This is a genomic window from Massilistercora timonensis (genome assembly GCF_048354975.1).
Taxonomy (GTDB): domain Bacteria; phylum Bacillota; class Clostridia; order Lachnospirales; family Lachnospiraceae; genus Massilistercora; species Massilistercora timonensis.
Genome location: NZ_DBGCJQ010000011.1, coordinates 1 through 9604 on the forward strand (window position 1 = coordinate 1; position 9604 = coordinate 9604).

13 protein-coding genes are annotated in these 9604 nt (G+C 54.1%); all 13 read left to right on the forward strand.

Features of this window, described 5'->3' with window-relative positions; genetic code table 11:
• The first annotated feature begins 292 nt into the window (after positions 1-292).
• The gene (locus tag ACML7B_RS00680; protein WP_418538841.1) at positions 293-805 is read left to right on the forward strand and encodes a GNAT family N-acetyltransferase; all 513 of its coding nucleotides are present in this window, start codon (positions 293-295) and stop codon (positions 803-805) included.
• Positions 802-1137 (forward strand): DUF3784 domain-containing protein, encoded by a 336-nt coding sequence (locus tag ACML7B_RS00685; protein WP_346708712.1) that lies wholly within the window; start codon positions 802-804, stop codon positions 1135-1137. Before ACML7B_RS00680 ends, ACML7B_RS00685 begins: the two co-directional genes overlap by 4 nt.
• A 100-nt stretch (positions 1138-1237) precedes the next feature.
• Positions 1238-1918 (forward strand): orotate phosphoribosyltransferase, encoded by a 681-nt coding sequence (gene pyrE / locus ACML7B_RS00690; protein WP_418538843.1) that lies wholly within the window; start codon positions 1238-1240, stop codon positions 1916-1918.
• Between the two features lie 19 nt (positions 1919-1937).
• Positions 1938-2090 (forward strand): hypothetical protein, encoded by a 153-nt coding sequence (locus ACML7B_RS00695; RefSeq protein ID WP_165697943.1) that lies wholly within the window; start codon positions 1938-1940, stop codon positions 2088-2090.
• Positions 2091-2109: 19 nt separating this feature from the next.
• Positions 2110-2586: a VanZ family protein gene (locus tag ACML7B_RS00700; RefSeq protein ID WP_418538845.1), complete on the forward strand. Its 477-nt coding sequence runs from the start codon at positions 2110-2112 to the stop codon at positions 2584-2586.
• Entirely contained in the window at positions 2558-2926 is a 369-nt protein-coding gene (locus ACML7B_RS00705) for a DUF6142 family protein (RefSeq protein ID WP_106788700.1), read from the forward strand. Before ACML7B_RS00700 ends, ACML7B_RS00705 begins: the two co-directional genes overlap by 29 nt.
• Complete coding sequence (locus tag ACML7B_RS00710) at positions 2927-4975, forward strand: aminopeptidase (RefSeq protein WP_418538847.1); 2049 nt, start codon at positions 2927-2929, stop codon at positions 4973-4975. It abuts the gene before it with no gap.
• Between the two features lie 39 nt (positions 4976-5014).
• On the forward strand, positions 5015-5530 hold the full coding sequence (gene purE, locus ACML7B_RS00715; RefSeq protein ID WP_106788698.1) for a 5-(carboxyamino)imidazole ribonucleotide mutase: 516 nt from the start codon (positions 5015-5017) through the stop codon (positions 5528-5530).
• A gap of 12 nt (positions 5531-5542) precedes the next feature.
• The gene (gene purM, locus ACML7B_RS00720) at positions 5543-6568 is read left to right on the forward strand and encodes a phosphoribosylformylglycinamidine cyclo-ligase (RefSeq protein ID WP_418538854.1); all 1026 of its coding nucleotides are present in this window, start codon (positions 5543-5545) and stop codon (positions 6566-6568) included.
• A complete protein-coding gene (gene purN / locus ACML7B_RS00725; RefSeq protein ID WP_106788696.1) occupies positions 6562-7191 on the forward strand; it encodes a phosphoribosylglycinamide formyltransferase in 630 nt (209 codons plus the stop codon). Before purM ends, purN begins: the two co-directional genes overlap by 7 nt.
• Positions 7192-7223: 32 nt before the next feature.
• A complete protein-coding gene (purD, locus tag ACML7B_RS00730) occupies positions 7224-8498 on the forward strand; it encodes a phosphoribosylamine--glycine ligase (protein WP_418538849.1) in 1275 nt (424 codons plus the stop codon).
• A gap of 10 nt (positions 8499-8508) precedes the next feature.
• Positions 8509-8901, forward strand: coding sequence for a DUF3783 domain-containing protein (locus tag ACML7B_RS00735; RefSeq protein ID WP_418538851.1), 393 nt, complete (start codon positions 8509-8511; stop codon positions 8899-8901).
• 2 nt (positions 8902-8903) lie between these two features.
• Positions 8904-9604: ATP-dependent helicase (locus ACML7B_RS00740; RefSeq protein WP_418538852.1), on the forward strand; the 701-nt coding region annotated here is incomplete at its 3' end.

A 9604-nucleotide genomic window follows, 5' to 3' on the forward strand; every position in this document is an offset into this window, starting at 1 on the left:
CATGGGAAGATTTGACTTCCAGTCAAATCTGAAAAGAGCCTGAGCAGGGAAATCATCAGATTTCCCTGTGAATTGCTCTGATCATGAAATCTTCTGTGTTTTGATGTTAAGGATTCTTCGCGAACATTTTCGGATTCGCTGCAGGGGCTGACTCCGTTTTCGTGCGTCTGATCACTGTCATATCATCCCTGCAAATCTGAATTTCACTTTCTGTGTGGATTCTGGATGAAAAATGGAGTATACTGACGCTATCGAAACAGGAAGGCTGTATTCTGGCAGGAGGTGTGAAATTATGGATCGGGAGCAAATGATCATCCGCAGGATCAGGCCCTGCGATGATCCGGCTATAGCGGCGATCATCCGGGCCAATCTGGAGCGGGCTCATCTGGATATTCCGGGGACGGCATATTTTGATCCGGAGCTGGATCACCTCAGCCAGTACTATCAGATCTCTCCGGGACAGAGAGCCTACTTTATCCTGGAGGACGATAAGGGGCAGGTCGCCGGGGGCGTTGGCCTTGCGGAGTTTGGCGGAATTGAGAAGTGCGCGGAGCTGCAGAAGCTGTATCTGGCGGATGCCTGGAAGGGAAGAGGATACGGGAAGCGGCTGATGGAGACGGTTCTGGACTTTGCCCGAAGCGCAGGGTATGAGCGGGTATATCTGGAAACCCATACCAATCTTCAGACGGCCCTTTGCCTGTATGAGAAGTTGGGATTTCGGCAGATCGAAAGGCCGAAGGCAGCGGTTCACAGTACCATGGACCGGTTTTATCTGAAGGAATTGAGAGAGGAGAAGATGAAATGAGTCTTGCAGATGTATCTCACGGGCCGGATTGGGTGATCTGGATCGTATTTGCGATCTTTGTGGCGCTTGCTGTAACGTTTCTTACCGGACACGGGAGCAGCCTGATCGCCGGATATAATACGGCTTCGAAGGAAGAAAAGGCAAAGTACGATGAGAAGAAATTGTGCAGGACATTTGGCGCAGGGATGGCGGTGATCGCCGTTACCATTCTGGTCACGGCGCTGTTGGAAGATCAGCTGCCTATGGAAGCGGCCTATGTGATCGCGGGGATCATTTTTGTGGATGCGATCGTGATGATCATTTTAGGAAATACGGTGTGCAGGCGGCGGTAACGGGAGCGGCTTCCCTGTCAAATTCGTGAATTGAAAATCTCTATTGGGTATGGTAGAATTGAAAGGACAAAAAGGCCAGAAGATAACGGAGGTTTTATATATGGAAAGCTACAAGAAGGAATTTATCGAATTTATGGTAGAGAGCGACGTGCTCAAGTTTGGAGAGTTCACACTGAAAAGTGGAAGGAAATCTCCCTTTTTTATGAACGCGGGCGCTTATGTGACAGGAAGCCAGTTAAAACGGCTGGGCGAGTATTACGCGAAAGCCATCCACGAAACCTACGGGGATGAGTTTGACGTGCTGTTCGGGCCGGCTTACAAGGGCATTCCTCTTGCAGTGGTGACTGCCATCGCTTACAGTGAGCTGTACGGCAGGGAAGTGCGCTACTGCTCAGACAGAAAAGAGGAGAAGGACCACGGCGCGGACAAGGGAAGCTTCCTGGGAAGCAAACTTAAGGACGGCGACCGGGTGATCATGATCGAGGACGTGACTACGTCCGGCAAGTCCATGGAAGAGACGGTTCCAAAGGTAAAGGGAGCGGCTGATGTGGAGATCAAGGGTCTGATGGTGTCCCTGAACCGTATGGAGGTAGGCAAAGGCGGGGAGAAATGTGCCCTGGACGAAGTGAAGGATCTCTACGGGTTTGAGACGGCAGCCATCGTCACCATGGAGGAAGTGGTGGAATATCTCTATAACAGGGAGTGCCAGGGAAAGATCGTGATCGACGACACATTAAAATCTGCAATCGACGCATATTATGAACAGTATGGCGTGAAATAAAGTCAGGAGGGATCATACCATGAATGAAAAAATCTACAAATCCATGGGAGCTGCCGGAGCCGCAAGCGTGGCGGTAGGGATCATCGTTACGGTGACCGGGATCGCGGCAGGTGTGATCGCCATTGTGTTTGGCACAAAACTGATCAAAGATCGAAAAGACCTTACATTCTAAATCGGGAAGGTGCTGTTTTTTGAATTTAAAAACAAGAAAGAGGATCCGCGGACTGGGCAAGGTGTTATTCGTCCTGTATATCCTTTTTATCATATATTTTCTTATTTTCTCAGAGTGGTACGGCCGGACCGGCGTGATGGAGGAGTACCATTATAATCTGGTGCTCTTCAAAGAGATCAACCGCTTCTGGACTTACCGGGAGCAGCTGGGGATGTTCGCCGTTTTCACCAATCTCTTTGGAAATGTTCTGATCTTCGTACCCTTCGGGTTTTTCATGCCGATGGCAAGTAAATACCGGAGTTTTTTCTCCACGCTGTTCTACAGCTTTGGGCTGAGTCTGTGCGTGGAGACGTTCCAGCTTTTCTCCAGGGTGGGAAGTTTTGACGTGGACGATCTTCTGCTGAACACCATCGGCGGAGTGACAGGATATATCCTTTTCGCGGTCTGTGCATGGGTGAGGAGACATCATGATCATAAGAAGAAAAAACGGAAATAACGCAAAAGACAAACGCAGAAAAAAACTGAGACGGACCAGGTACGGACAGGCTCCGGACCGTCATTCCAGGAAGGGGATGAAGTCCTGTCTTCTGTCCGGGTTCGCTCTTTTTCTGCTGGTGTTCCTGCTGGTGATCTCATTCCTTTTGAAGGGACAGCTGAGCGCGCTGGTAGGTTTTGTGGGGATCGGCATCCTGGCGCTGGCTGTTGCCGGGCTGGTCTGCGGCGTCCGGGGCATGAAAGAGCGGGACAAAAACTATATTACCTGTAAAGTAGGGATCGGGATCAGCGCAGCCCTGATCCTTGGCATGTGCGGGATATTTGTCAGGGGGCTTTTCTAAATGACAGAGGAACGATATGAACTGGCAGTGGGCCGGATCCGTGAGATGATCGGAGAAACCAGCGTAGAGGAAAGGTTCCGGGATTATTTTGACCGGACGGCGGCCTTCCTTCTTCTTGTGGATGAAGTGAAGGAGGCGCTGGAGAAGGGAAGTTATCAGAAGGCTTCCCTGGCGGAATTAAAAGAATGGAACCACAGGATGTATGAAGACATCCTGCCGGAGCATTATGACAGCAGCTACGGCAACCCTGCCTATGCCTGCGCATGTCTCGGGGAAGATTACGGGCAGGCCCTTGGCTTCCTCTACGGGGAACTAAGAGGAGCCCTGGCCTATGTTTTCGAGGGCCGGGTGGAGTATCTGGATATCCTGATGGAGCTGTTCCTTGAAGTTTATAACCAGTTTGAGGAAACACCTTTTCCAGAGATCAGAAGTATCCGGGAGACTCTCTACTGGTATGCCAGCGACTACTGCGACGTGCTGGTGGCGGACCGGATCAAAGAGCAGGTGTGCCCGGAGGATTCGCTGGCGGTGCGGCTGATCCGGGAGAGCGACCTGTCCTCCCCGGAGTATCTCTATCAGTTCGGAGAGTATATCAGTGAAAATGAAGAGGAGACCGTAAGGTTCCTGGCCGGCCTTCCGGAAGAAGAGATCCGGAAGATGGCGGACAGCTGTACGGAAGGTTATGCCAGGGGATTTGTGAACACCGGGAGGGACCTGTCTAAGAAGGGTTCCGTGAACATCCGGTATGTATTGGGATTTGAGCGGGTCATCCGCCGGGTGATGGAGAATTTTGAAGCCATGGGATTAAAACCCATCCTGTACCGGTCCGGGGTGAGCGCCCTGACCAGGCGCCAGCACCTGAAGATCGGCTACTATGGAGGCATCGCCAACAAGCAGTACGACTACGACCACAAGGACGATCAGGCCCTGTTCCTGGATAAGCAGTTCCTGGAGCGGAAGCTGGAAGTGATCCACAATACCTATGAACATTATAAAAAAGAGGCCCGGGCATTCGCAGGGCCGGCCTGTATCGAGACCTTTGGCGAAGCGCCCTTCTCGCCGGTGCCAAAGTCAGAGGCGTTAAAGCTTACCGGGCAGCAGGAAGAGATGGTCCGGGGATTTGACAGCCGCCAGAGCGCCCTGACCAACCAGTACATCCCGGGAGATGAGAGAAGTTTTACCATTGTGGCCTATCCGGTGCCAGAGGTAGGGGAGCGCTACCCGGAGATCTTCCGGGAGATCGTTAGGATCAATACCCTGGACGCAGGGCTGTATGAGAAGGTACAGCAGACCCTGATCGACGCACTGGATCAGGGGACGTACGTCCATATCCTTGGCGGAAATGGAAACCGGACGGATCTCCTTGTGCGGCTTCATCCGCTGAAGGACCCGGAGAAGGAGACCATCTTTGAAAACTGCGTGGCGGACGTGAATATCCCGGTGGGAGAGGTATTTACCTCCCCGGTCCTGGAGGGGACGGAAGGGGTGCTCCATGTAAGCCGCGTTTACCTGGATGAACTGCAGTATCAGGATCTGGAGCTGAAGTTCGCCAACGGGATGGTGGAAGATTACCGCTGTTCTAATTTCGCCCGGGAGCTGGAGAACAAGGCGTATATCCGGGAAAATGTGCTGCACCGGCATCCTACCCTGCCTCTGGGGGAATTTGCCATCGGGACCAATACCACCGCTTACGCGGCTGCAAGGAAGTACGGCATTGGGGAGAAGCTGCCGATCCTGATCGCAGAAAAGATGGGACCCCATTTTGCAGTGGGAGATACCTGTTACAGCTGGAGTGAGGATATCAAAGTATATAACCCCAACGGGAAAGAGATCATCGCCCGGGACAACTCCATATCCATCCGGCGAAAGGAAGACGTGTCCAAGGCATATTTCCACTGCCATACAGATATCACCCTTCCTTACGAGGAACTGGGGAAGATCGCGGTGGTGAAAGAAGACGGGGAAGAGATCCTGCTTCTTGAGAATGGAAGATTTGTCCTGCCGGGCACGGAGATTCTGAACGAACCATTGAAATCTATAAGTAAATAAGCTATGATAAACCAAGAAAGTTACAGTAGGAGGAAGATTATGCCAAAAGTAGGAATTGTAATGGGCAGCGACTCAGATCTGAAGGTGATGAGCAAGGCTGCGGCAACACTGGAGAAATTTGGGATTGATTATGAGATGACCATCATTTCCGCGCACCGGGAGCCGGATGTGTTCTTTGAGTGGGCGAAAGCGGCCGAGGGCAAGGGAATGAAAGTGATCATCGCCGGAGCAGGCATGGCGGCCCATCTTCCGGGCATGTGCGCGGCGCTGTTCCCTATGCCGGTGATCGGCGTTCCCATGTCAGGAAAGAACCTGGCAGGGGAAGACGCGCTCTTCTCCATCGTACAGATGCCGCCTGGAATCCCGGTGGCTACCGTGGCCATCGACGGAGGGATGAACGCGGCGATCCTGGCGGCGAAGATCCTGGCCACATCCGATGAAGGGCTGCTTCAGAAGCTGAAAGATTACACCACAGAAATGAAAGAGACCGTACAGGGCAAGGCCGCGAAGCTGGATGAGATCGGCTACGAGGCGTACCTGGCGCAGAAGGGGTAGAAGAAGATGGCAATGGATTATAAGAAGGCAGGAGTAGACATTGAGGCGGGATACCGCTCCGTAGAACTGATGAAGGAGCATGTAAAGAAAACCATGCGCCCGGAGGTGCTGGGAGGCCTGGGAGGATTCTCAGGAGCATTTTCCCTTAAGAAGATCAAAGAGATGGAAGACCCGGTGCTTCTGTCCGGAACCGACGGATGCGGGACGAAGGTCAAGCTGGCCATGATCATGGACAAGCACGACACCATCGGCATCGACGCGGTGGCCATGTGTGTCAACGACATTGCCTGCGCAGGCGGAGAGCCCTTATTCTTCCTGGACTATATCGCATGCGGGAAGAACTATCCGGAGAAGATCGCGGATATCGTCAAAGGCGTTGCGGAAGGCTGCCTGCAGTCTGAGGCTGCCCTGATCGGCGGCGAGACTGCGGAACATCCGGGGATGATGGAAGAAGACGAGTATGATCTGGCAGGATTTGCCGTAGGCGTCTGCGACCGGAAGGATATGATCACCGGAGAGAACCTGACAGGCGGGGACGTACTGGTAGGAATGGCTTCCTCCGGGGTGCACAGCAACGGATTCTCCCTGGTGCGCAAGGTGTTTGACATGACAAAAGAATCTCTTGACACCTATTATGACGAACTGGGTGGAACCCTTGGGGAAGTGCTGCTTGCGCCGACCCGGATCTATGTGAAGGCGCTGAAAGCCATCAAGAACGCAGGGGTTACCGTGAAGGCCTGCAGCCATATCACTGGCGGCGGGTTCTATGAGAATGTACCCAGAATGTTGAAGGAAGGCACCCATGCGGTGATCGAGAAAGACAGTTACCCGGTTCCTCCGATCTTCAAAATGCTGGCCCAGAAGGGAAATGTTGAAGAGCATGCTATGTATAATACCTACAACATGGGACTTGGCATGATCATCGCGGTGGCGCCGGAGGATGTAGAGAAGGCTATGGCGGCCATCCGGGAAGCCGGAGATACTCCCTATGTGGTAGGCCGCATTGAAGAAGGAGAAAAGGGAGTTACATTATGTTAAGAGTGGTTGTTCTGGTATCCGGCGGCGGGACCAACCTGCAGGCGGTGATCGACAAGATCGAGGCAGGAGAGATCCGGGACGCGAAGATCGTGGGCGTGATCAGCAACAACGCCGGGGCTTATGCCCTTACGCGGGCGAAAGATCACGGGATCCCGGGAGAGTGCGTGTCGCCCAAGTCATTTGCCGACCGGGCGGCTTTCAATGAAAGTTTCCTGGCCAAAGTAGAGGAGCTGGAGCCGGACCTTATCGTACTGGCCGGATTCCTGGTGGTGATCCCGCCGGAGATGATCAGGCGGTACCGGAACCGGATCATCAATATCCACCCGTCTTTGATCCCCTCTTTCTGCGGGACCGGCTATTATGGGCTGAAGGTCCATGAAGCTGCCCTTGCAAGAGGCGTCAAGGTGACGGGAGCTACCGTGCATTTCGTGGACGAAGGGACGGATACCGGCCCTATCATCCTGCAGAAGGCGGTAGAGGTCCGGCAGGGAGATACGCCGGAAGTGCTGCAGCGCCGGGTGATGGAAGAAGCGGAATGGCAGATCCTGCCCCAGGCCATCGGCCTGATCGCCCAGGGCAGGGTGACGGTGGAAGACGGACAGGTAAAGATCCGGACAGTTTGATGGAAAAAGAAACAGGCGAAGGAGGCCCCAAGATGAAAGTTTTGATCGTAGGCAGCGGCGGAAGAGAGCACGCCATTGCATACAGTGTGGCAAAAAGCGAGAAGGTGGACAAGATCTACTGTACTCCGGGCAATGCGGGGATCGCGGAGTACGCGGAGTGCGCCCCCATCGGTCCCATGGAATTCAGTAAGATCACCGCGTTCGCGAAGGAGAAGGAGATCGATCTGGTGATCGTGGGTATGGACGATCCGCTGGTGGGCGGACTGGTAGACGAGCTGGAGGCGGCAGGGATCCGGACATTCGGGCCCAGGAAGAACGCCGCTATCCTGGAAGGGTCCAAAGCTTTCTCCAAGGATCTGATGAAGAAATATGATATCCCCACAGCGGCCTATGAGAATTTCACCGATCCGGAAGCGGCCCTTGCGTATCTGGAGACGGCCAAGTTCCCCATCGTGCTGAAAGCGGACGGACTGGCTCTTGGCAAAGGCGTGCTGATCTGCAACACGCTGGAGGAGGCAAAAGAAGGCGTGAAGACCATCATGCAGGACAAGAAGTTCGGAGACGCGGGCAACGAGATGGTGATCGAAGAGTTCATGACCGGACGGGAAGTGTCTGTCCTTTCCTTCGTGGACGGAAAGACCATCAAGACCATGACTTCCGCCCAGGACCACAAGCGGGCAGGGGACGGAGACACCGGACTTAACACCGGCGGAATGGGAACCTTCTCTCCCAGTCCTTTCTATACGAAGGAAGTGGAGGAGTTCTGTGAGAAATATATCTACCAGGCAACCGTGGACGCCATGCGGGCGGAGGGACGTCCCTTCAAGGGCGTGATCTTCTTTGGACTTATGCTGACGGCGGAGGGTCCCAAGGTGCTGGAGTACAACGCAAGATTCGGGGATCCGGAGGCACAGGTGGTGCTCCCCAGGATGAAAAATGATATCATCGAAGTGGTGGAGGCGTGCATCGACGGCACGCTGGACCAGGTAGACCTGCAGTTTGAAGACAACGCGGCAGTCTGCGTGGTGCTTGCCAGCGACGGATACCCGGTGAAATACGAGAAAGGATTCCCCATCGAAGGCCTGGAGGAATTCAAGAACCACGAGGGGTATTACTGCTTCCACGCAGGAACTAAGTTTGACGAGGACGGACGCATCGTGACCAACGGAGGAAGAGTGCTGGGCGTGACAGCCAAAGGCAAAGACTTGAGAGAAGCCCGGAGGAACGCCTACGCCGCTACGAAATGGGTGCAGTTTGAGAACAAATATATGCGCCGGGATATCGGGAAGGCGATCGACGAGGCCTAGAGGGAGTTCTATGAAATCAGTGGTACTTTGTTATAACCTGAAGGGAACGCCAGAAGGGCGCAAACTGGGGATGATCTTTGGATTCCTGGGATTCCAGGTCCGGGCAGTGGACCGGGCGGAATATCTCTGGCCGCTGGAAGTGCTGACCGGGCTTGAGAAGCCGGGGGAAGAGCCGGAGATCTACGAAGGAGAAGGCTTCCCGGAGGAGATGCTGGTGATCCAGGCAGAGACGGAGGACATGCTGGACAGGGCCATTTTCCTGATGCGTAAAGAAAAGGTGCAGGTGGGGCTGAAGGCAGTGGTGACGGAAGCCAACCGGAAATGGACGTCCCTTGCGCTCCATGATGAGATCCGGAAAGAACACGAGATCATGAGCAGGCGAGAAGCGGAAAGGAAACGTTAGATTTGAGCATTTACGATACATTGAATGACAGACAGAAAGAGGCGGTGCTTCATACAGAAGGACCGCTTCTGATTCTTGCGGGGGCAGGATCCGGAAAGACCCGGGTGCTGACCCACAGGATCGCGTACCTGATCGAGGAGAAAGGGGTCAATCCCTGGAATATCCTGGCCATCACCTTCACCAACAAGGCGGCCGGGGAGATGCGGGAGCGGGTGGACAATCTGGTGGGCTTTGGCTCGGAGAGCATCTGGGTGAGCACCTTCCACTCTATGTGCGTGCGGATCCTGCGGCGGCATATCGAGGCTCTTGGCTATGCCACCAATTTTACCATCTATGACACCGACGACCAGAAGACGCTGATGAAGGACGTGTGCAAGCTTCTGGAGGTGGACACCAAGGTCTACCGGGAGCGGAGCTTACTGTCCGCCATTTCCAAAGCCAAAAATGAACTGATGGCGCCGGAGGAGCTGATGCTTGAGGCGGGAGGGGATTTTAGCCGGAAAAAGGTGGCAGAAGTCTATGGCGAGTACGAACGGCAGCTGCGGGCCAACAATGCCCTGGACTTTGACGATCTGCTGCTGAAAACGGTGCAGCTGTTCCAGACCCAGAAGGAGGTGCTGGATTACTACCAGGAGCGGTTCCGCTACATCATGGTGGATGAGTACCAGGACACCAACACCGTGCAGTTTGAGCTGGTGAGGCT

Excerpts from the sequence above, each read along its gene's own strand:
- purM (WP_418538854.1), top strand. The coding sequence starts at position 5,543 with ATGGATTATAAGAAGGCAGGAGTAGACATTGAGGCGGGATACCGCTCC.
- ACML7B_RS00680 (WP_418538841.1), top strand. The coding sequence starts at position 293 with ATGGATCGGGAGCAAATGATCATCCGCAGGATCAGGCCCTGCGATGAT.
- purE (WP_106788698.1), top strand. The coding sequence starts at position 5,015 with ATGCCAAAAGTAGGAATTGTAATGGGCAGCGACTCAGATCTGAAGGTG.
- purD (WP_418538849.1), top strand. The coding sequence starts at position 7,224 with ATGAAAGTTTTGATCGTAGGCAGCGGCGGAAGAGAGCACGCCATTGCA.
- ACML7B_RS00705 (WP_106788700.1), top strand. The coding sequence starts at position 2,558 with ATGATCATAAGAAGAAAAAACGGAAATAACGCAAAAGACAAACGCAGA.
- ACML7B_RS00710 (WP_418538847.1), top strand. The coding sequence starts at position 2,927 with ATGACAGAGGAACGATATGAACTGGCAGTGGGCCGGATCCGTGAGATG.
- ACML7B_RS00735 (WP_418538851.1), top strand. The coding sequence starts at position 8,509 with ATGAAATCAGTGGTACTTTGTTATAACCTGAAGGGAACGCCAGAAGGG.
- ACML7B_RS00695 (WP_165697943.1), top strand. The coding sequence starts at position 1,938 with ATGAATGAAAAAATCTACAAATCCATGGGAGCTGCCGGAGCCGCAAGC.
- pyrE (WP_418538843.1), top strand. The coding sequence starts at position 1,238 with ATGGAAAGCTACAAGAAGGAATTTATCGAATTTATGGTAGAGAGCGAC.
- purN (WP_106788696.1), top strand. The coding sequence starts at position 6,562 with ATGTTAAGAGTGGTTGTTCTGGTATCCGGCGGCGGGACCAACCTGCAG.
- ACML7B_RS00685 (WP_346708712.1), top strand. The coding sequence starts at position 802 with ATGAGTCTTGCAGATGTATCTCACGGGCCGGATTGGGTGATCTGGATC.